The following is a 19,591-nucleotide window of genomic DNA, read 5'->3' as shown; positions in this document are numbered from 1 at the left end:
TCCGGGGGTCCCCACAGGAGCCATCGAACCTCGCGGCGACCGGAGTCGCGGTCTGTGCTCACCGAGTGGTGATGGGAGCAACGTCGCATTCGAACTTGTGTTCGATGCTACGCCGAGTCTTCGCCCCGTGCAAGGGTGATGGTCAGGACACCGGTGAGCAACACCATTCCCGTACGACAAACACCTGCTAATGCCGCGGCAGCGCCTGAAGTTCAGCCATCACCTTCTCGGTGTCGGCGCCCAGCTCCGGTGCCGGCCCGTGCACGCGGCCGGGTGTCCGGGAGAACCAGGTCGGCACGCCCGGCAGACGAATCGGGCCGTGCGCGGTCTGGATGGTCTCGAACAGTCCGACGGCATTGAGATGTTCGTTGTCGAACAAGGCGTCCGGGGTGTTGACGGCGGCGGCCGGGATCTCCAGTTCGCGGAACAGTTGCAGCCACTCTTCGGTGGTGCGTTCCTTGAGCGTCTGCGCCACCAGCCCGTACACGGTGTCGATCTGCTTGGCGCGCTGCTCGAGCGTGGCGAACTCGACGCTGTTCCAGACGGGCTGCACCCGCTCGATGAAGGCGTGCCAGTGCTTGTCGTTGTAGATCAGCGCCGCGATCTGACCGTCCTTGGTCTCGTACGGCTTGCGGTTGGGCGCCACCGCGCGGGGATACACGGCCGGGCCGAGCGCGGGGTCGAACATGGCGCCGTTGGCATGCTCGACCAACATGAACGATGCCATAGTCTCGAACATGCTGACCTCCACCTCCTGCCCCTCACCGGTGCGCTCGCGGTGGAACAGCGCCATCGTGGTGGCGTACAGGGCCGTCAGACCCGCCACCTTGTCGGCCATGATGGTGCCGACATAGCTGGCCTCACCGGTCAATTGTTCTTGCACCGCAGGCAATCCGCATTCGGCCTGGATGGTGTCGTCGTAGGCGGGGCGGTCGGCGTCCGGGCCCCGCCTGCCGTACCCGTAGCAGTTCGTGTAGACGATGGACGGGTTCAGCGCGGCGACGTCCTCATAGGCGAACCCCAGCTTGGCGATGGCCTTGGCCCGCATCGAGTGGATGAACACGTCGGCGGTTTCGATCAACGACCGCAACGCGGCCTTGCCCGCATCGGTCTGCAGGTCCAGCATCACGCCCCGCTTGCCGCGGTTCACGTTGATGAAGACACCGCTCAACCCGGCCACGGGACCGACCGAGATGTAGCGGGTGTTGTCGCCGGCCGGCGGTTCCACCTTGATCACATCGGCGCCCATATCGGCCATGATCTGGGTGCAGTACGGCCCCATCACCATGGCGGTGAGGTCGATGACCCGCACCCCTTTGAGCGGCCCCTGGAATTCGGTCATTGGGCGGCCATCCCGAATGAGAAGCGGATGTGGTCGGTGTGTCCGTCGGGCACCGGCGCGAACTCCAACGGTGCGGTGCCACCGCGGATGGCATCGATGTTGGTCGCGACGTCCTCGATGGACCAAGATGGCTGATACACCCCGGGCGTCTCCGCTATGAACGCGCGGGCGACCCGGCCGGCGATCGCCACGAACAGTTCGCCACTCACCGAACACGATTCATGCGCCAGCCAGCCGACAGCAGGCGCCACCAGATCCGATCCCATCGGCGGGTATGCCGAGGTGTCCAGTCCCTCAGCCATTCTCGTGACCGCGCCCGGGACGATCGCATTGCAGGTCACGCCCTCGGCGGCGCCTTCGAGTGCGGCCACGTTGGTGAGACCGATGATTCCGGCCTTGGCAGCGGCGTAATTCGCGACACCGTGGTTGCCGTACAGACCGCCGATCGAGGAGGTGAGCACGATCCGCCCGTAGCCGGCGGCACACATGAGCGGAAACGCCGGACGCACCACATGGAAAGCGCCGCGCAGGTGCACATCGAGTACGGACTCGAAATCCTGATAGCTCAATTCCTTGAGTGAGCCGCGGCGCACGATACCCGCATTGTGAATGAGGATGTCGATGCGCCCGAAGTTCGCAATGGCGGCGTCGATGATGGCCTTGCCGCCGTCAGGGGTGGCGACCGATTCAGTGCAGGCGACGGCTTGCCCACCGGCAGCGATGATCTCGCGCGCCACGTCATGGGCCGGGCCCTCATCCGACCCGTCGCCGGTCAGGCTGCCGCCGGGATCATTGACGACGATCCTGGCGCCCCGCGATGCCAGCAGCAGCGCGTACTCCCGGCCCAGACCGCGTCCACCACCGGTGATGACGGCGACGCGGTCGTCGAAGCGCAGCTGGCTGGTCAAGCGAACGGTTCCTCGCCCTCGAGCTTGGTGCGCTGCAACAGCCGCCCCGAGCTGGGATCATACGGTGTGGCCCGGTGCATGGTGCCGGTGTTGTCCCAGATCACCAGGTCCCCGACGGTCCACTTGTGCCGGTAGGTGAACTGCGGTTGGGTCGCCCAATCGCGCAGGCGCACCAGCAGTTCCGCACTCCGGGTGTAGTCGATGTCGGTGATGTGGCGCGCGGTCGCCCCCAGCACCAGCGACTTGCGACCCGATTTGTGGGTCCACACCAACGGCAGCTCCCGGTCACCGATGGCCATCATCTGCTTGAGGGTCTTCACCGAAGGCTCTGGGTTGTAGTAGAACAACGTGTTCCACGCCGAGTGCATCACCCGCAGATCCGCGATCTCGGCCTTGTCCTCATCGGGCAGGTCGTCATAGGCGGCGTAGGTGTTGCAGAATTCGGTGTCGCCTTCATCCGGGTTCCCCAGCGCCACGCTCTGCAGCAGCGAGGCGAGGATCGGCACCTCGTTCATGGTGCCGTCCAGGTGCCAGTACAGCGACCCCTTCAGATAATCCGCCTGCTTGTTGACTTCGGTGTCCAACGACACCTTGTACAGCTTCTCACCGCGAGCCTCGGGGGCGAAGGTACCGAGCGTCTCGGTGAAGGCGATCTGCTCCTCATCGCTGAATCCGATCTGCGGGAGGACCAGCACTCCCCGCTGCTCCAGCAGCTCCCGGATCTCACCGGCGTATTCTCCTGACAGCAAGGTGTCTTTGTCGGCGCGCACCTCCGATCCGATGCGCTCCTTGATAGCCCGTGTCTGCAATGCCTCAGTGGCGGTCGTCATGGGGTGAGCTCCAGTCCGTCGAGGTCGCCCGCGGCCCGCCATTGCGCGATCAGGTCGTCGAAGGCGTAGAAACCCGGCGAGTAGAAGTCACCGAGGAAGGAGCCGTTGCGCTCCGCGCCACCGCGGCCCTCGTTGTTGTAATATCCCGGCGTGCAAGATAATTCGAATGCCGAGTTGTCGATCGACAGTTCGCGAACCGTGGCGACCCAGGCATCCTGGCCCTGCTGGCTGGGTTCGACCGTCCTGGCGCCGCGGTTCTGAGCTTCGGCAATGATGTAAGCGATGTGCTCGGCCTGCTGCTCGAACATCGCGGTGGTGTTGGCCGACACGCCGCCCTGGATGAAGCCCATGAAGAACTGGTTCGGGAACCCGCGGGTGGTCATCCCGTGCAGCGTCTTGTAGTCGTTCTGCCAATAGTCGAAGAGCGACAACCCATCCCGGCCGACGATGCTGTCGATCGCGAAACGCCGACTGATCTCGGTGGAGATCTCGAAACCGCTGGCGAAGATCACGCAGTCGACCTCGTATTCGACACCGTCGGCGACGATGCCGTTGGCGGTCAGCCGTTCCACGCCCTTGGAGGCCGACACGTCGACGAGTGTCACATTCGGCCGGTTGAAGGACGCCAGGTACTGCTCACTGGAGGTCGGCCGCTTGCACATGAAGCGGTAGTACGGCTTCAGCGCCTCGGCAGTCTCGGGATCCTCGACGATCTCGGCGACCCGGCGGCGCAGCCGCTCCATGATCTTGTAGTCCTCTTCCTCCCGGAACGCCATGATCTGTTCGATGGTCACCGACGCGGGATCCTCGCTGGCCGCGATCCGGGCCGTCAGGTTGCGTCCGAGCTCGGTCCAGAAGTCGCAGACCAGATCCGGTTCACCGAACACCACGCCGACGAACGGTGACCAGTTGTGGAAGTTGCGCTTGCGCTCCGCCTGCCAGCCCGGTTGCAGGGACGCCGCCCACTCCGGATCGGTGGGCGGATTGGACCGCGCATCGACCGAGGACGGTGTCCGCTGGAACACGAAGAGCTCCTTGGCGTCCCGACCCAGATGCGGCACCAGCTGGATGCCGGTCGCACCGGTGCCCACCAGCGCGACACGTTTGTCGGCCAGCTTGCCCAACCCGCCGTCGGCGTCACCGCCGGTGTAGTCGTAATCCCAGCGGGCGGAATGGAACACGTGCCCCTCATAGTCCTTGATCCCGGGGATTCCGGGCAGTTTCGGACGGTTGTAGGACCCCTGCGCCATCACCACGAACCGGGCCCGGATATCGTCGCCGCGATCGGTGCTGATCTGCCAGCGCTGGGTGGAATCCTCCCAGCGCAGATCGCGTACCTGCGTCGAGAACAGCGCGCCGTCGTACAACCCGAAGTGCTTGCCGATGTTGCGGCAGTGCTGGAAGATTTCGGCGCCGTCGGCGAACTTCTTCGACGGCATGAAGCCGAGTTCCTCGAGCAGCGGGACGTAGCAGTAGGCGTCGTTGTCGCACTGGATGCCCGGGAAACGGTTCCAGTACCAGACACCGCCGAAATCGCCGGCCATCTCGATGACGCGGATACCCTCGACGCCGGCCTTCTTCAGGTGGGCCCCGGCCAGCAGCCCGGCGAAGCCACCGCCGAGGATCACCACGTCGACGTCTTCGGTGACGGCGTCCCGTTCGGTGACCGTCGTGTACGGGTCGACCTCGTAGAATTCGGCGAAATCGCCTTCCAGTTCCAGGTATTGATCGGCGCCCTCGGAGCGCAACCGCTTCGCCCGCTCGGCGGCGTACTTCTCCCGGATCGCCGGGATGTCGATATCGGTCGGGGTGTCGGTCGGCCCGCAGGTCTGCTGGTCGGTCATACGGTGGCGTTCTCCGGCAGGGCGGCGGGATGCAGCGGGGCTGCGAGTTCGTGTACGGCCGGCAGCACCTCCTTGGCGAACAGCTTGGTGCTCTCGAAGGCGTCCTCGTAGGGCATGGTGCCGAACTGCGGGACGATGGTCACCTCGGAGAACGAGCACGCCTCCTGGGCGGCCTTGAGCTTCTCGAAGACCACCTCGGGGGTGCCGATGAGCAGGTTGGAGGCGTGGTACCCGGGCGGGCCGCCCTTCTTCTGGTCGCCGGTGACCGAGGAGGCGAGCACCGCGGTGGCGGTCGCCTCGCGGGCCGCGTAGGCCTCATAGCCGCTGACGCCCTTGAAGTTCGACGCGTCGGCGAAGCCGTAGTGGACGTTGACGTCGCGATTGGCGGTCCAGATCCACTGCTCGGTGAGTGCGGCGAGGGTGTCGTCCTCCTTCTCCGTGACGTACATGAACATCACGTTCTTGGGCTGACAGGGCTCGAAGCCCTCCTCCGCGCGGAAGGTGTTGACCTTGCGGACCTCCTCGCCGGCATCCCAGATGGGCTTGTTGCCGACGAACAGCGGCACCATGCCGCGCCGGGACAGGATCTCCAACGATTCGGCGGTCGAAGACGAGCTGAAGATGCGGGAGAACAGATCCTTGCTGAGCGGCTCGGGGCGCAGCGACATCTCCGGGAACTTGAAGATCTCACCGTCGTAGGAGAACCGCTCGCCGGAGAATGCCAGTTCGAGGATGTCCAGCGTCTCGTTGAACCGTTGTCTGCTCTGCTCGCGGGGTACACCGACGGCGTCGAACTCGCTCTTGGACACCCCGCGGCCGATGCCGATGGTGTTGTAGCGGCCATTGGAGACGATGTCGAGGTAGGCGATCTGGTGGGCCAGCCGCACCGGGTTCCACCACGGCGCGACGGCGACGAAGGTGCCCAGGCTGACCCGCTCGGTGCGGCCCGCGAAGTAGGTGAGCGCCTGAATCGGGTTGGGCGTCATGCCGTACGGAGTGCCCTGATGCTCGGGGAACCAGATGCCGTCGTAACCGAGCGGCTCGGCCAGGTCACCCAATGCCAGCGCGGCTTGCACACACGTGTAGTCCGGCGTCGCGGGCGGGCTGCTGAAATCGCCCGCCATGACCCGTTCCCAGTCCTGCGAGTTCTGCGCACCGGTACCGAGATTGACCTTCATAATCGTCTCCTTGCTGAGGTGATTTCGGCGTGATTCGCTGCGCTCAGCGCGTCCGATCAGGCCGAAATCGCTAAATATCTTGAGGTTCGCCGCTGCCCATGTACTTGGACAGCTGTAGATGCAGATTCACGGTGCTGCGCTCGCGGTATGGATTGGGCAATGTGCCGGGGAATCCCGCCGACTTCATACCCTGTTGCACCGCAGCCATATTGGAGAAGTCCTGCGGTAGCACCGACAGCCAGTTCGGTGAATCCTTGGGGGTGTAGGCCCACTCCGTCGCGGGCTCTTCGCCCTTGGGATACAGCTCGAACACCGCGACCTCGAAGATGCACTTGTTCGGGTCATAGCTCGGGTCGGGGCGTGCGGAATAGCACAAAGCACTGGTCAGGCCCTGTCCCACCTGGAAATTCGGGAAGATCTGCCACGCGGTGCCGCTCTGGCCGAGAATGTCGGGCGGAATGGTCGGCCAGATCACGCCTCGGGCCTCGTCGTCACGGCGGGCCGAGGCCAGCCAGTGCTGCAGCACCTGATCGGCCGGGGTGCCTTCGGGCAGTTCGTCCACGAGTCGCTTGGCGGCGTTGACCAGAGTCTTGGTCGTCGTGGCGTTGGTCTCTTCCATGGTGTAGACCTGCATCTCGGCGGTGGAGATACGCGGATCGCCGGTGCCCAGGCGGATCTTGGACTTGGTCTCGTCCATCCCCTTCGGGGCGTCGTAGCCGATGTTGCTGTGCTTGCCCTGCGCCTTGGCCCAGCCCTTGAATTCACCGAACTTGTTGAATTCCGGATGGGTGGTGAACACGTGGTAGGTCTCGTTGAAGGCCTCCATCGCGACTTTCCAGTTGCAGTCGAAGTGCAGCCATTTGCGCCATTTGTAGCGCATGTTCTCCAGGCCGAACGGGTCGAGGATCTTCGCGGCCGGGTGCAGGTAATCGACCAAGGACTCGCAGTGCGGGTCCATGTTGACGAAAAGCCATCCACCCCAGGTGTCCACCTGCACCGGGGCCAGATGAGTGGTGCCCGGGGTGAGCTTGCCCTGCCAGTCGTCCTGTTCACGGATATGGGTGCAGGCACCGTCCAGACCGTAGGTCCAGCCGTGGAAACCGCAGACGAAGGACTTGCGTGCGCGGCCGGTCGCGTTCTTGGCGCCCTCGGGGTTGTCGATCAGTTTGCGACCGCGGTGCATGCAGACGTTGTGGTGGGCGGCAAAAGTGTCCGCTCCGGTGCGCACCACGATGATCGAGTCGTCGAGGATGTCGTAGGTCAGGTAGCTACCCACCTCGGGGATCTCCTCGACCCGTCCGACCTGCTGCCAGACTTTGCGCCACAACCTGTCTCGTTCGTTGCGCGCATACTCCGGAGAGATATAGGCATCGACCGGGATGGTCATCGCCGTCGACAGATCCTCGGCGATCTCACCCGTGGAATCGTCGGGTTCGGCGTCGATCTCGATCGCGGCGTCGAGATCGGATTCGGTGTGGGTCATGTGCCTGTCCTCTCAGATCCGGCTGATCGCTTCGCGGAAGTTCTGGTCTTTCAAGAACAACGACGTGTTGTCTGCTCCCAGATGCGTCCACCGCAGATTGAGTCCACCGTCGACCAGCAGCGTCTGCCCGGTGACATAGCCAGAAAGATCCGACAGCAGGAACAGGATCGCCCCGGCCTGTTCCTCGGGGGTGCCCCGGCGGCCCATGGCAATGGCCCGCTGATCGCGGTCCGGGTCCGCGTCGACGTAGGTGGCCGATGCCGCGGTCTCGGTGACCCCGGGCGCCACCGCATTGACACGGATGTCGTGGGGGGCCAGCTCGACGGCCAAGGTTCGGGTGGCGGCCACGATCGCGGCCTTCGCAGTGCCGTACGCGATGTGGAACGGTGCGCTGTTCATCCCGCTGATCGAGGACACCGACACGATGGAGCCGGGGTGACCGGCGGCGCGGATCTCGGCGGCCACCGCCTGGCTCATGAAGAACATGGTCTCCAGGTTCGCGGTGAACAGCTCACGCCAGTCCGAGCGGGAGACTCGGGTGGCCGGCATCCAGGTTCCCGGTGCGGCACCGCCGGCGATGTTCACCAGACCGTAGAGCGTGCCGTCGGCCGTGCGCGTCGCGTCCAGCACCGTCTCGATGCCTTCATCGGTCGAGGCGTCGGCGGCCACCGGGATCACCGGCAGGCCGCGGTCGGCCAGCGGGGTGACGTGGGTGTCGAGATTGTCCTTGGAGCGGCTCACCGCGATCACCGTCGCTCCGGCCTCGGCCGCCAGTCGAGTCACGGTGGTGCCGATTCCACCACCACCGGCGCCGGAGACCACCACAATGCGGCCATCCAGGCTCAGGAGATCAGTCATAACCGCCTTCGGTCAGGTGTCTCTATTTGTCCGTACAACATATGTCACTCTGCACAACGGAGAACACTATTCCGCAGCACTTATCTGCTCGTCAAGGGCGGGCCGTCGCCACTGCCGGACTATTGTCTGGACTAGCAGGGGCTTGATAGCGTCCAGCCCATGAGCACCCCGCAGGCCGGCCGGTACCCGGCCGCGTCGTCACCGGAAGCCGCCACCGGCTGGACCCTCACCCGCCTCACCCAGCCCAGCCGGCTGTTCGGCGCCAACGGCCTGCGCACCGGCCCCGACGGCCGGCTCTACATCGCGCAGGTGACCGGCAGCCAGATCAGCGCGCTGGACGTGACCACCGGCGAGATCGAGACGATCAGCGCCAAGGGCGGCGACATCATCGCCCCCGACGATCTGGCCTTCGGAGCCGACGGCAGCCTCTTCGCCACCGAGGTGATGGACGGCCGGGTCAGCGCGCGCGATGCGTCCGGGACCACCCGGGTGCTACGCGACGATCTGCCCTCGGCCAACGGCATCACCACCCATCAGGGCCGGCTGTTCGTCAACGAGTGCCGCGACGGCGGCCGCCTGGTCGAGATGGACCTCGACGGCGGCGAGCCGCGGCTGATCCTGGCCGACCTACCCTCCCCCAATGCCATGGAATTTGGACCGGACGGGCTGTTGTACTTCCCGGTGATGAACGCCAATCAGATCTGGCGGGTGCACCCCGATGGCGGGGACGCCGAAGTGGTCGCCGGCGACCTCGGGGTGCCGGATTCGGTCAAGTTCGACGCCGACGGCAGCATCGTTTCCACCCAGGTCGCCAGCGGTCAGGTGCTGCGCATCGATCCGCGCACCGGCGCCCAGACCGTGCTGGCCACCCTGACACCGGGGCTGGACAACTGCGCGTTCGTCGACGGGCGGCTGTTCGTCTCTCACTTCACCGGCGCCATCACCGAGATCCTCGGCGGCGGAGACACCCGCGCGCTGCTGCCGGGCGGGCTGAACTGGCCGCTGGACATCACCGTCGGCGCCGACGGCGTGCTCTACATCGCCGACGGCACCTATCTCTACAGTCTGGGTGACGGAGGCGCACTGCAGACGGTGGGCATGTTGTTCAGCCCCGGCTACCCGGGATTCGTCCGCGGGCTGACCCCGGCGGGCCCCGGCGAGTTCGTGGTCACCACCTCCGGCGGGCAGGTGGCCCGCTACCGACCCGCCGACAACGAAACCGACTATCTGGCAGACGGTTTGGATCAGCTCTACGGGGTAACCCTGCTGCCCGACGGCACCGCGGTCGTCGCCGAACAGGGCACCGGGCGAGTGCTCGCCATCACCGACAACGGCATCCAGGTGCTGGCCGCCGATCTGGACACCCCGGTCGGGGTGACCACCGACGCCGATGGCAGCATGCTGGTCTCGGTGAACTCCGCGGTGCTGCGGGTGACGGCATCAGGTACCGACACCGTCGTCGACGGGCTGATCACCCCGCAGGGCATCCTGGTGCGCGACGGCCTGCTCTACATCGTGGACGCCGGCAGCAAGGCGGTCATCGCAGTCGAGTTGGCCACCGGAGCCCGCCACACCATCGCCGCCGGGCTGCCGGTCGGCGCGCCACCCGGGGTGAGCGTCAAGCCGCTGCGCGGCATGCCACCGTTCTCCGGACCGCAGGGCCCGTTCGCCGGTATCGCCGCCGGACCCGATGGCACGCTGTATGTTTCGGCCGACGGCGAGGGAAGCGTGTACGCGCTGCGGAAGTGGTGACGCCGAAACATGACCACTGAAGGCGAGCGCGAAGTGAAGATCGCAGCGGAGCGAGGACCGGAGCGACCGGGAGCCGAGCTATGACCACTGAAGCGACAGAACACCGCTATCTGCAGGTGGCGCGGACGCTGCGCAAGGAGATCGTGGACGGGGTCTACCCCGTCGGCTCCCAGCTGCCCACCGAGCACGAACTGTGCGATCGCTTCGCGGTCAGCCGGTACACCGTGCGCGAGGCGCTGCGCCGGCTGCGCGACGACAACCTGGTGTCCTCGCGTCCGCGGACCGGCACCCTGGTCGTACCGCGTCCGTCGTCGAGTTCCTATGCCCAGGACGTGATGTCGATCGATGACCTGCTGGCGTTCGCGGCGGGCGCACAGTTCGAGATCGACTCCCATGCGATGGTCACCATCGACGCCGAGCTGGCCGACCGCACCGGCTTGGGGCTCGGCGAGCAATGGCTGGCCGTGCGGGGATACCGGCGGGATGCCGCGACCAACACTCCGATCTGCCGCACCGAGTACTACATCAATCGGGCTTTCGCCGCCGTCGGCCGGATGCTGCAACGTCATTCGGGACCGATCTTCCCGCTGATCGAGGATCTCTACGGTGTCAGCATCACCGAGGTGCACCAGGAGATCACCGCGATCGCGCTTTCGGCCGAACTGGCCGACCTGCTGTGCATCGAGACGGGTGCCCCCGCCCTGCAGATGCAGCGCAGCTACACGACCTCCGATGGTGAGGTCGCTCAGGTCACCGTGAACACCCACCCGGCGGCCCGGTACCGCCATTCGATGACGATGCGCCGCGTCAAGGGCCGGCCGTGAGCACACTCGCCGACGCGCTTCGCGTTGCGGCGCAGGACACTCCGGACCGGGTCCTCATCGTCGACGGCGACGTCGACCTGACGGTCGCCGCGTTGCACCGGCAGGCCGGGGCTCTGGCCACCGAGATGGCGCGACGGATGCCCACCGGCAGCGTGGTGTCCTTCATGCTGCCCAATTGGCACGAGGCCGCGATCGTCTATCTGGCCGCGACCATGGCGGGCATGGTGGTCAACCCGATCCTGCCGTCGCTGCGCGACCGCGAGCTGCAGTTCATCCTCACCGACGCCGACGTCCGAATGATCTTCATTCCCGGGCAGTTCCGAGGATTCGACTATGCCGCCATGGTGTCGCGGGTGGCGACCACCGTGTCCTCGCCACCGGAGGTCGTCGTGGTCCGCGGGGAACATCCGGGGCAGACACCGCTGCCGGAGCTTCTCGCCGCACCGCCCGCCGATCCCGTGGACCTGGACTCCGACGCGGTGCGGATGATCATGTACACCTCCGGCACCACCGGGCGACCCAAGGGGGTTCTGCACAGCCATGTTTCGCTCCATGCCCTGATACGCCAGCTCGGTGAGCACTGGCGCATTGACGAGGGTGACGCCTTCCTGGTGCCCTCCCCCATCGCCCATATCGGCGGTTCGATCTACGCCTTCGAGTGTCCGCTGCTGCTCGGATCGGTCGCCGTCCTCATGGAGAAGTGGGATCCCGACGAGGCCGTGACCCTGATGCGCACCCACCGCTGCACCCACACGGCCGGCGCCACACCGTTTCTGGTCGGGCTGCTCGATGCGGCCGAACGCGCCGGCAGCCGGTTGCCCGATCTCAAAGTGTTCGTCTGTGGAGGCGCGTCGGTGCCGCCCTCGCTCATCCGCAAGGCCACCGGGTATTTCGACAAGGCGATCGTCACCCGGGTGTACGGCTCCACCGAGGTCCCGGTGTCCACCGTCGGCTCGCCGGAGGACGCGGAGCGCGCGGCGGACACCGACGGCCACCCCGGGGTCGCCGACATCAGGGTCGTCGACGGCGAGATCAGGGTTCGCGGACCCCAGATGCTCACGGGCTACCTGCACGAGGAGGACGCCTCGGAGGCCTTTGATGACGAAGGCTACTTCCGCACCGGCGATCTCGGCCACCTCACCGAGGACGGCCACCTGGTGGTGACCGGACGCGCCAAGGACATCATCATCCGCAACGGCGAGAACATTTCCCCGAAGGAAGTCGAGGACATCCTGATCGGGCATCCCGGTATCGCCGAGATCGCCGTCGTGGGGATTCCGGACTCCCGCACCGGTGAGCGGGCCTGCGCGGTGATCATTCCCGCGGCAGAGAGCACGCCCGGGGTTCAGGATCTGCGGGATCTGCTGAGCGCGCACGGCCTGGCCACGTTCAAGGCCCCCGAGCAGGTGGCCATCTGGGATGCACTGCCCAAGAACGACGCCGGGAAAGTCCTCAAACACCAGATCCGAGCGACGCTGACGAAAGGGCTCCACTGATATGCAGGTAGCGATCGTGACCGGAGCCAGCAGCGGGATCGGCTTCGGCTGCGCCGTCAAACTTGCCGAGGCAGGCATGGCGGTGCTGGGCGCGGGCCGGGACCGGGACCGGCTGGCCGAACTCGAAGACCGCGGTCGGCGATCCGGACCGGATCGCGACGCTGGCCGTGGACCTCACCGCCGACGAGGCACCGGCGCAGATCGTCGAGGCCGCGGTGTCCCGTTGGGGTCATGTTGATTTCCTGGTCAACAACGCCGGCGTGGGCAGTCCGAAACCGCTGCACGAGACCGATGACGAGTCGCTGGACTACTTTCTGGGCCTGATGCTGCGGGCACCGTTCCGGTTGGCCCGCGATGTGCTTCCGCACATGGGGCCGGGCTCGGCGATCATCAACGTGACATCGACATTCGCGGTGGTCGGTGGGATGCGTGGCGGCGCCTATTCCGCGGCCAAGGGCGGACTGACCGCGCTGACCGGCCACATCGCCTGTCAGTACGGCGCCGAAGGCATCCGCTGCAACGCGGTGGCGCCCGGAGTCACCCTGACGCCGATGGTCGCCACCCGGTTGGAGGACGAGCGCTTCCGCAAGATCAACACCGAGATGACACCGCACACCCGCCTCGGCACGGTCGACGATATCGCCAGCACGGTGGCGTTCCTGTGTTCTCCCGGAGGCGCTTTCATCAACGGCCAGACCATCGTCGTCGACGGCGGCTGGAGCTCGACGAAGTACCTGTCGGACTTCGCGCTTACCTCCGAGTGGGTTGCCAGGTGAATCTGTTTGCGGTACTCGACCAGGCCGCGGCGCGCTTCGGGGAGCGCGGCGCGGTGTACCGCGGTACTGAACAGTTGCACACCTTCGCCGAACTCCGGGACCGCGCGCTGCGGCTGGCCACGTCGGTGACAGGCCATTCCCCTGTCGCTGCGGTCGCCCCGCGCGGCCTCGATACCGGCGCCCGAATCGCCATCGCCAGCGAGAACCGGCCCGAGATCATCGAGCTGATGTTCGCCGTGTGGGCCGCCGGCTGCGCCGTGGTCCCGATCAACTTCAAACTGCACCCGCTGGAAATGGCGCAGATCCTCGATGATTCCGGCGCCGCGGTGGTGTTCGCGTCACCGAAGATCGCCGCCGCGCTCGCGGGGGTCACCGGCGTTCCGGTCGAGGACATCGACTCCCCCGCCTACGCCGCCCGCCTGGGATTCGACCCCGCGGTCCCGGCCAACACCGATCCCGGCGCCCTGGCCTGGCTGTTCTACACCAGCGGTACCACCGGCAGGTCCAAGGGCGCGATGCTCTCGCACCGCAACCTGATGGCGATGACGGTGTCGCATCTGGCCGACTTCGACTCGCCGGACGAGAATTCCAGCTTGGTGCACGGCGCACCGATGTCGCACGGCTCTGGTCTCTACATCGCGCCGTACATCCTGCGTGGTGCCCGGCAGGTCATTCCGGCATCGTCCGGCTTCGAACCCGACGAGTTCCTCGACCTCTGTGACCATCACCCCGGCGCCAGTTGCTTTCTGGCGCCCACGATGGTGCAGCGGCTGGTCGCCACCGGCCGGCCACGCCCGGCGAACCTCACGACCGTCGTCTACGGTGGCGGCCCGATGTACGTGGACAGTCTCAAGAAGGCGATGGCGGCGTTCGGCCCGATCTTCGTCCAGCTCTACGGCCAGGGCGAGGCCCCGATGACCATCACCGGGTTGCGTAAGCAGGATCACCCGGATGCCGATGACGCGGTGCTCGGCTCGGTCGGCTACCCGCGCTCGGGTGTCGAAGTCGCGGTACTCGACGCCGACGGCAACCCGGCCGCCGTCGACGAGATCGGCGAGATCGCCTGTCGTGGCGACGTCGTCATGTCGGGCTACTGGAACAACCCGGCGGCCACGGCGGCCACCCTGGTCGGCGGCTGGCTGCACACCGGGGACATGGGATCGTTCGACGCGCGCGGATACCTCACCCTGCGCGACCGCAGCAAGGACGTGGTGATCAGCGGCGGCAGCAATATCTACCCGCGCGAGGTGGAAGAGGTGCTCATCGAGCACCCCGGAGTCATCGAGGCCTGTGTCGTCGGTGCACTCGATGAGGAGTGGGGCGAGGTGGTGGTGGCGTTCATCGTGGGCACGGCTGCCGAGGATGCCCTCGATGCCCATCTGCTCGAGCGGATCGCCCGGTTCAAGCGGCCGAAACGCTACGTCTACGTGGACGAATTGCCGAAGAACAGTTACGGCAAGGTGCTCAAGCGGGAGTTGCGCGAACTGGTGGCGGGGCGAGCGAAGCGACGGGGATCGATGCGGTAGACACGTCCCATGCAGATCGAAGGCAAGGTCGTGGTCATCACCGGGGCGGGTTCCGGAATCGGTCGCGCCCTGGCGCAGCAATTCGCTGACGCCGGGGCCTCGGTGGTCGCCGGGGACATCGATGCCGACGCCGCCGACGCGACCGCTGCCGGGATCGGCGAGCGCGCGGCAGGTGTCGGCGCGGACGCCGCCTCCGTCGCGGGTATCGCCACCCTGCTCGACGCCGCACGGGAGGGGTTCGGCCCTGTCGACATCTACGTGGCCAACGCGGGTGTCATCGGCGCTTCCGGGTTGGGGTCCGATGGCGACTGGGACCGGGTATTGGAGGTGAACCTACGCGCACACATTCGGGCCGCCGATGCGCTGCTGCCGGACTGGATCGCCCGCGGCAGTGGCCACTTCGTGAGCGTCGCCTCGGCGGCCGGTCTACTCACCCAGGTCGGGGCCGCCGGCTACGCGGTGTCCAAGCACGCCGCGGTCGGGTTCGCCGAATGGCTGTCGATCACACACGGCGACAACGGTATCGGCGTGACGTGCGTGTGCCCGATGGGGGTGGCCACCCCACTGTTGGACGCCATCACCGACTCCGCCGATGCCACCGCGCGGGTCGCGGCCGCATCCATCACCACCGCCGGTGACGTGCTGAGCGCCGAGGACGTGGCGTCGGCGACCCTGGACGGCATCCGCGAAGGCCGCTTCCTGGTGCTACCGCACGCGTCGGTACTCGACATGTACCGCGGCAAGGGCGCAGATTACGACCGCTGGATCTCCGGGATGCGCCGTTATCAGCGGGCGTTGGGTGGCTGAGCCCGCGCGATCATCCGGTGAAGACCGACAACTCGTTGCCACGGGCTCCGCCGATAGGCAGCGTCAGTGACGTGAACGCCTGACGCGGCCTCGGCGCTGGTCCTTCCGAGACTCAGTCCATGTACTCGGTGGAACAGGACAGATCCACGTACACGGTGGAACCAGGAGCGTCGCTTGACATTCCGCGCACCGCATCCACCGAGCAGTTGGACAGCGGCCCACTGCGGGTGCCGTTCACCTGCACGTTGTACCCCCGGGCGCGCAGGTCCTCGACGGTCTCGGTGGCCGATGCACCCGACGGCGCCGCCGAGGCGGTACTCGCCATCCCAAATGCTGTGACTGCCAACGTGATAAAGGTCGCCGCGGAGATGAGTGTCTTCTTCATGTCGAAATCCTCTTCTTGTTCGGCCATTCCCTGCTGATATGTCAATGCGACAGCGGGAGTGGTCCGGGTGAGTGTGCGCCGGACGGCGCAGAGCGTTGTTGCTGCCGACATATTCGATTGTTTCTCAGAGGCTTTGAGTTCGACGATTCGCACCTCGCGAAACCGGTCCTCTCACACCCTCAACGGTATGGGCTCACCCGGACACTGTCATGGGACTCATAGGAACTACCAATACTTCTCCGGAGAAGGAGCTTTCGGCGCCGGCGCTTCCCGGTCGGGAGCAGGAATCGGCGGTGTCAGCCCGACAGCGGATCAGAGCCTCGCGCACCGCATTCGATGCGCGGAATATGCGACAGCGCGCAGAGCAACTCCTCGGGGAGGTCGCGGCCGAACGTCACGAGGACGGTGACCCCCGAAACCAGGCTCCGATCTTGTCGAGTGGGAGGACGCGAGGACACAGGCATCGCCAGTACCAGTCAGCACGGCACTGCCGGTCCTACCGTGATGGAACGGTGTCGCTGTCGCCGATGAGCCACCGTCGGGTCCGCCGTTTAGGCTGGGGTGACGGATGGGTACAGCGTTGGTACCGCGTTCCCGGTTCAGGATTGCTCAGAGGAGAAATATGCGTCGGCGGCTTCGTCATCGCACGATGACAGCGATGGCAATCGTAGGTGTGGCGCTGCTCGTCAACGGTTGCGAGGCGCGGTCCTGGGGTGCGCCACCGGCCACCGAGAACGTCCCGCAGGCTCCGGTCGTCGCTCCCGCTCCGCCCGAGGCGCCGCCCGGCCCGCCTCCCACGTTCGCCGGACTCGAGGCGCGCGTGCAGCAGGCTGCCGCGGATGCGGCCAGGTCCGGCGCCGACATCACGGCGGTCGTGCTGGACCGCAACACGGGCCAGACCGCTGCGACCGGGGCGAACCAGTCCTTTCCGATCGCGTCCGTGGTGAAGCTGTTCATCGCCGACGATCTGCTGCTGCAGGAAGCGGAAGGCAAGACCACACTCTCGGCTGCCGATCGCAGCTCCCTCGACGCCATGCTGCGCTCCTCGGACGACAGCGCGGCCCAGAACTTCTGGGATCGTAGCGGCGGCAACGCCGTCATCGCCCGCATCAAGGCACGGTACGGGTTGGCCGGCACCACAGCGCCCTACAACGGGCGCTGGGACGTAACCACAAGCACCGCAGGCGATCTGGTGCGTTACTACGACATGCTGCTCAACGGCAGCGGCGGGCTGCCGCCCCAACAGGCCAGCATCATCATGAGCAACCTCGCGCAATCCACCCCGACCGGCAACGACGGCTACCCACAGCGGTTCGGCATCCCCGAGGGGCTCTACGCCGAACCGGTGGCGGTCAAGCAGGGCTGGTTCTGCTGCTGGAGCGGCCCCAACCAGCTACACGTGTCCACCGGCGTGATCGGCGCCGACCGCCGCTACGTGATGGCGATCAGCTCGCTGGACCCCACCAGTGAGTCCGCCGCCCGCCAGGACATCACCCAGGCCGTCAAGACGATGTTCCCGGGCGGCACGATCTAACCGCCGGCCGCCGCCGCGATGTCGGCGGCGCTGATCCCGGAGAGATCGGGCACGTTCTGCATGAGTTCGATGCGCGTGCCGTCGGGGTCGGTCAGATAGATGAACCGGCCCGAGGTCGGGTCCGCGGCATCACCCAGCACGGTGCGCGTCGACTCCACCAGAGTCCCGCCCGCGGCAAGGATCGCCTCGGTGAGGCCGTCGACGTCTTCCACCCGGAACGAGAGGTGGGTGAAACCGAGCTCCGTCATCGGCTTGCGCTGCCCCGACCCGGTGATCGGGACGTCGACCCACTGCAACAATTCGATCCGGATGTCGTCGCGGATGAGCATCGCGGAACGGAATCGCCCCTCCTGCTCCATGGTGGCGGCCACTTCGTTGTTGTCGAAGTCGAGCTGGTAGAGCTGCGCGAACCCGAATACCTCGGTGTAGAAGCGGATCGAACGGTCGAGATCGGTGACACCGATGCCGATATGGGAGAAGCCCTGGATCATGACTGGAGTGTGACAGACCGGGAGGCTCGCACGGTCGCTGGTCCGGATCTACGGTGGCACGCGTGCGCACTACGATGCCTGCGTGGGCGAAACCCGGCGCCGGCTCTCCCCCGGCGATCGACGCAGCGAACTGCTGATCCTGGGCGCCGAGGTCTTCGGTCAACGCCCATATGACGAAGTCCGGATCGACGAGATCGCCGAACGTGCCGGGGTGTCCCGCGCCCTGATGTATCACTACTTCCCGGACAAACGCGCCTTCTTCGCCGCGGTGGTCCGGGCCGAGGGCGAGCGGTTGTTCGAAGCCACCAACGCCCCGGCCGATCCCGGACAGTCGCTGTTCGACCAGGTCCGCGCAGGCGTGCTGGCCTATCTGCACTACGACGAGCAGCATCCGCACGGCGCGTGGGCGGCATACCTGGGGATGGGGCGGGCCGATCCGGTGCTGGGCGGCGTGGACGATCTGGTCGAGACGGCCAATGCCAAACAGGCCGAACGGATCATCGATCGCCTGTGCGCCGCCGCGGGCCGACCGTTGGACGGCACCACGGCCCGCGACCTGCGGGCCACCGTGTACGGCTGGCTGGCGTTCACCTTCGAGCTGTGCCGCCAGCGTGTGCTCGACCCCACCCTGGACGCCGATGTCGTCGCCGACACCTGCACCCACAGCCTGCTCGACGCCGTCGGGCGGGTGCCGGGTATCCCGGCACCCCTCGCCGCGGCGGTATCGGCCGCGAACCGTTAGCCGCCGCAGCGCGCGCGGAAGTCCCTGGTGGGTTGTCGGATACCCCGAAGTTCGTCGCGGACTTGCGGATTGGCGTCCAGGTAGGTGCCGAGCTCGGCTCGGCGCTCGTCCTGTGTCTTACCCTTCAGACCGGTGAAGAAATCGTTCACCGGAGGGTGGGTGAACAGATAGGCCGATGTCGCCGCGGTGACTCCGGCGATCACCCCGGCCAGATCTGCGGCGGTGCAGTTGGGCGGTGGTGGAGGCGGAGGCAGCGGCTCCGCGGATGCCGTTGCGACGGAGCAGAACACGGCGAGCGCAGCGAACGCCCCCGCCACTACCCGCCGTGCCGGGATGGGATTGATCAGCATGCCGCTCTCCTCGATCGATCTCTGGTCGTTCATCGACGGCCGCCTCCTCGCCCGCCACCGCGGCCACCGCCGGCGTTGGGCCGGCCGCCACCGGGCAGTCCGATATCAGGTCCGACAGGTCCACCCGGCCCGCCGAAGTCCGGGTCCAGATTGACGTCGATCTCCCATCCCCAGGCGTCGTTGCAGTCCGTCCAGTCGTAGTCGCAGGGGTAGGGCACGTAGGGCCCCGACGATCCGCTCGGACCGTCGCCGGTGTTCGAGCCGCGGACATCGCCCTGCGAGCAGATGGTCGTGCCACCGGCGCTGGTGCAGTCGGCGACGGCGAGGGGGGTGGGGGTTGCGGTGAGGCCCGCGCCGATCAGCACGGGCACGGCGAGCATCTTGAACAGTCGCATCACTGACTCCTTCAGTCGTCGTGAGCGAAACTGACGGCTTCGAAAAGAGCATATGCCTGTTCGAGCGCCA

18 protein-coding genes and 1 pseudogene are annotated in these 19,591 nt (G+C 66.5%); 8 read left to right on the top strand and 11 right to left on the bottom strand.

What is annotated here, in order from left to right; translation table 11 throughout:
• Nucleotides 1-187: 187 nt before the first annotated feature.
• The 7 genes from C6A86_RS06250 to C6A86_RS06220 form a co-directional block, all read right to left on the bottom strand.
• Nucleotides 188-1,342, bottom strand: coding sequence for a CaiB/BaiF CoA-transferase family protein (locus C6A86_RS06250; RefSeq protein ID WP_105361979.1), 1,155 nt, complete (start codon nucleotides 1,340-1,342; stop codon nucleotides 188-190).
• Complete coding sequence (locus C6A86_RS06245) at nucleotides 1,339-2,250, bottom strand: SDR family NAD(P)-dependent oxidoreductase (RefSeq protein WP_199196068.1); 912 nt, start codon at nucleotides 2,248-2,250, stop codon at nucleotides 1,339-1,341. The genes C6A86_RS06250 and C6A86_RS06245 overlap by 4 nt, the downstream gene beginning before the upstream one ends.
• Nucleotides 2,247-3,080 carry a TauD/TfdA family dioxygenase gene (locus C6A86_RS06240; RefSeq protein ID WP_105361980.1) on the bottom strand — a complete coding sequence of 278 codons (834 nt, stop codon included), beginning with the start codon at nucleotides 3,078-3,080 and terminating at the stop codon, nucleotides 2,247-2,249. Before C6A86_RS06240 ends, C6A86_RS06245 begins: the two co-directional genes overlap by 4 nt.
• Nucleotides 3,077-4,924 carry an NAD(P)/FAD-dependent oxidoreductase gene (locus tag C6A86_RS06235; RefSeq protein ID WP_105361981.1) on the bottom strand — a complete coding sequence of 616 codons (1,848 nt, stop codon included), beginning with the start codon at nucleotides 4,922-4,924 and terminating at the stop codon, nucleotides 3,077-3,079. The genes C6A86_RS06240 and C6A86_RS06235 overlap by 4 nt, the downstream gene beginning before the upstream one ends.
• Nucleotides 4,921-6,102, bottom strand: a complete 1,182-nt coding sequence (locus tag C6A86_RS06230; protein ID WP_105361982.1) for an LLM class flavin-dependent oxidoreductase — start codon at nucleotides 6,100-6,102, stop codon at nucleotides 4,921-4,923. Before C6A86_RS06230 ends, C6A86_RS06235 begins: the two co-directional genes overlap by 4 nt.
• 70 nt (nucleotides 6,103-6,172) lie before the next feature.
• Complete coding sequence (locus C6A86_RS06225) at nucleotides 6,173-7,585, bottom strand: aromatic ring-hydroxylating dioxygenase subunit alpha (protein ID WP_311101058.1); 1,413 nt, start codon at nucleotides 7,583-7,585, stop codon at nucleotides 6,173-6,175.
• 12 nt (nucleotides 7,586-7,597) lie between these two features.
• Nucleotides 7,598-8,443 carry an SDR family NAD(P)-dependent oxidoreductase gene (locus tag C6A86_RS06220; RefSeq protein ID WP_105361719.1) on the bottom strand — a complete coding sequence of 282 codons (846 nt, stop codon included), beginning with the start codon at nucleotides 8,441-8,443 and terminating at the stop codon, nucleotides 7,598-7,600.
• A 159-nt stretch (nucleotides 8,444-8,602) separates the two neighbouring features.
• Between C6A86_RS06220 and C6A86_RS06215 the strand changes: the two genes are divergently transcribed.
• The 6 genes and pseudogenes from C6A86_RS06215 to C6A86_RS06190 all read left to right on the top strand — a co-directional run bounded on the left by C6A86_RS06215 (nucleotide 8,603) and on the right by C6A86_RS06190 (nucleotide 15,624).
• On the top strand, nucleotides 8,603-10,195 hold the full coding sequence (locus C6A86_RS06215; protein WP_105361718.1) for an SMP-30/gluconolactonase/LRE family protein: 1,593 nt from the start codon (nucleotides 8,603-8,605) through the stop codon (nucleotides 10,193-10,195).
• Between the two features lie 80 nt (nucleotides 10,196-10,275).
• Nucleotides 10,276-11,019: a GntR family transcriptional regulator gene (locus C6A86_RS06210; protein WP_105361717.1), complete on the top strand. Its 744-nt coding sequence runs from the start codon at nucleotides 10,276-10,278 to the stop codon at nucleotides 11,017-11,019.
• Nucleotides 11,016-12,515, top strand: coding sequence for an AMP-binding protein (locus C6A86_RS06205; protein ID WP_105361716.1), 1,500 nt, complete (start codon nucleotides 11,016-11,018; stop codon nucleotides 12,513-12,515). The genes C6A86_RS06210 and C6A86_RS06205 overlap by 4 nt, the downstream gene beginning before the upstream one ends.
• A gap of 1 nt (nucleotide 12,516) precedes the next feature.
• Nucleotides 12,517-13,291 (top strand): annotated as a pseudogene (locus tag C6A86_RS06200) (SDR family NAD(P)-dependent oxidoreductase).
• Nucleotides 13,288-14,817, top strand: a complete 1,530-nt coding sequence (locus C6A86_RS06195) for an AMP-binding protein (RefSeq protein ID WP_311101057.1) — start codon at nucleotides 13,288-13,290, stop codon at nucleotides 14,815-14,817. The pseudogene C6A86_RS06200 and the gene C6A86_RS06195 overlap by 4 nt, the downstream one beginning before the upstream one ends.
• A gap of 9 nt (nucleotides 14,818-14,826) precedes the next feature.
• The gene (locus C6A86_RS06190) at nucleotides 14,827-15,624 is read left to right on the top strand and encodes an SDR family oxidoreductase (RefSeq protein ID WP_105364997.1); all 798 of its coding nucleotides are present in this window, start codon (nucleotides 14,827-14,829) and stop codon (nucleotides 15,622-15,624) included.
• 112 nt (nucleotides 15,625-15,736) lie between these two features.
• Here the strand turns inward: C6A86_RS06190 and C6A86_RS06185 are convergent, their stop codons facing one another.
• Nucleotides 15,737-16,036 carry a hypothetical protein gene (locus C6A86_RS06185; RefSeq protein ID WP_105364998.1) on the bottom strand — a complete coding sequence of 100 codons (300 nt, stop codon included), beginning with the start codon at nucleotides 16,034-16,036 and terminating at the stop codon, nucleotides 15,737-15,739.
• A gap of 595 nt (nucleotides 16,037-16,631) precedes the next feature.
• Here C6A86_RS06185 and C6A86_RS06180 point away from each other — a divergent pair.
• Nucleotides 16,632-17,543 carry a serine hydrolase gene (locus C6A86_RS06180; protein ID WP_105364999.1) on the top strand — a complete coding sequence of 304 codons (912 nt, stop codon included), beginning with the start codon at nucleotides 16,632-16,634 and terminating at the stop codon, nucleotides 17,541-17,543.
• Here the strand turns inward: C6A86_RS06180 and C6A86_RS06175 are convergent.
• The gene (locus tag C6A86_RS06175; RefSeq protein WP_105365000.1) at nucleotides 17,540-18,034 is read right to left on the bottom strand and encodes a VOC family protein; all 495 of its coding nucleotides are present in this window, start codon (nucleotides 18,032-18,034) and stop codon (nucleotides 17,540-17,542) included. The genes C6A86_RS06180 and C6A86_RS06175 overlap by 4 nt on opposite strands.
• 82 nt (nucleotides 18,035-18,116) lie before the next feature.
• On the opposite strand from C6A86_RS06175, the gene C6A86_RS06170 reads away from it, so the two are divergent.
• Nucleotides 18,117-18,776 carry a TetR/AcrR family transcriptional regulator gene (locus tag C6A86_RS06170; RefSeq protein WP_105365001.1) on the top strand — a complete coding sequence of 220 codons (660 nt, stop codon included), beginning with the start codon at nucleotides 18,117-18,119 and terminating at the stop codon, nucleotides 18,774-18,776.
• Here the strand turns inward: C6A86_RS06170 and C6A86_RS06165 are convergent.
• Together C6A86_RS06165 and C6A86_RS06160 are read right to left on the bottom strand one after the other, a co-directional pair.
• The gene (locus C6A86_RS06165) at nucleotides 18,773-19,126 is read right to left on the bottom strand and encodes a heme-binding protein (protein WP_105365027.1); all 354 of its coding nucleotides are present in this window, start codon (nucleotides 19,124-19,126) and stop codon (nucleotides 18,773-18,775) included. The genes C6A86_RS06170 and C6A86_RS06165 overlap by 4 nt on opposite strands.
• Nucleotides 19,127-19,155: 29 nt before the next feature.
• Nucleotides 19,156-19,521: a hypothetical protein gene (locus C6A86_RS06160; RefSeq protein ID WP_105365002.1), complete on the bottom strand. Its 366-nt coding sequence runs from the start codon at nucleotides 19,519-19,521 to the stop codon at nucleotides 19,156-19,158.
• Between the last annotated feature and the right edge of the window lie 70 nt (nucleotides 19,522-19,591).

It is taken from the genome of Mycobacterium sp. ITM-2016-00316 (assembly GCF_002968335.2).
In the GTDB taxonomy this organism is placed as follows: domain Bacteria; phylum Actinomycetota; class Actinomycetes; order Mycobacteriales; family Mycobacteriaceae; genus Mycobacterium.
The sequence above is the reverse complement of the archived record's forward strand: the minus strand, read 5'-3'. Positions and strand labels throughout refer to the sequence as shown.

Coding starts and splice junctions, on each gene's coding strand:
- C6A86_RS06210 (WP_105361717.1), top strand. CDS start 10,276: ATGACCACTGAAGCGACAGAACACCGCTATCTGCAGGTGGCGCGGACG.
- C6A86_RS06240 (WP_105361980.1), bottom strand. CDS start 3,080: ATGACGACCGCCACTGAGGCATTGCAGACACGGGCTATCAAGGAGCGC.
- C6A86_RS06250 (WP_105361979.1), bottom strand. CDS start 1,342: ATGACCGAATTCCAGGGGCCGCTCAAAGGGGTGCGGGTCATCGACCTC.
- C6A86_RS06215 (WP_105361718.1), top strand. CDS start 8,603: ATGAGCACCCCGCAGGCCGGCCGGTACCCGGCCGCGTCGTCACCGGAA.
- C6A86_RS06220 (WP_105361719.1), bottom strand. CDS start 8,443: ATGACTGATCTCCTGAGCCTGGATGGCCGCATTGTGGTGGTCTCCGGC.
- C6A86_RS06160 (WP_105365002.1), bottom strand. CDS start 19,521: ATGCGACTGTTCAAGATGCTCGCCGTGCCCGTGCTGATCGGCGCGGGC.
- C6A86_RS06175 (WP_105365000.1), bottom strand. CDS start 18,034: ATGATCCAGGGCTTCTCCCATATCGGCATCGGTGTCACCGATCTCGAC.
- C6A86_RS06165 (WP_105365027.1), bottom strand. CDS start 19,126: ATGCTGATCAATCCCATCCCGGCACGGCGGGTAGTGGCGGGGGCGTTC.
- C6A86_RS06190 (WP_105364997.1), top strand. CDS start 14,827: ATGCAGATCGAAGGCAAGGTCGTGGTCATCACCGGGGCGGGTTCCGGA.
- C6A86_RS06180 (WP_105364999.1), top strand. CDS start 16,632: ATGCGTCGGCGGCTTCGTCATCGCACGATGACAGCGATGGCAATCGTA.
- C6A86_RS06185 (WP_105364998.1), bottom strand. CDS start 16,036: ATGGCCGAACAAGAAGAGGATTTCGACATGAAGAAGACACTCATCTCC.
- C6A86_RS06225 (WP_311101058.1), bottom strand. CDS start 7,585: ATGACCCACACCGAATCCGATCTCGACGCCGCGATCGAGATCGACGCC.
- C6A86_RS06230 (WP_105361982.1), bottom strand. CDS start 6,102: ATGAAGGTCAATCTCGGTACCGGTGCGCAGAACTCGCAGGACTGGGAA.
- C6A86_RS06235 (WP_105361981.1), bottom strand. CDS start 4,924: ATGACCGACCAGCAGACCTGCGGGCCGACCGACACCCCGACCGATATC.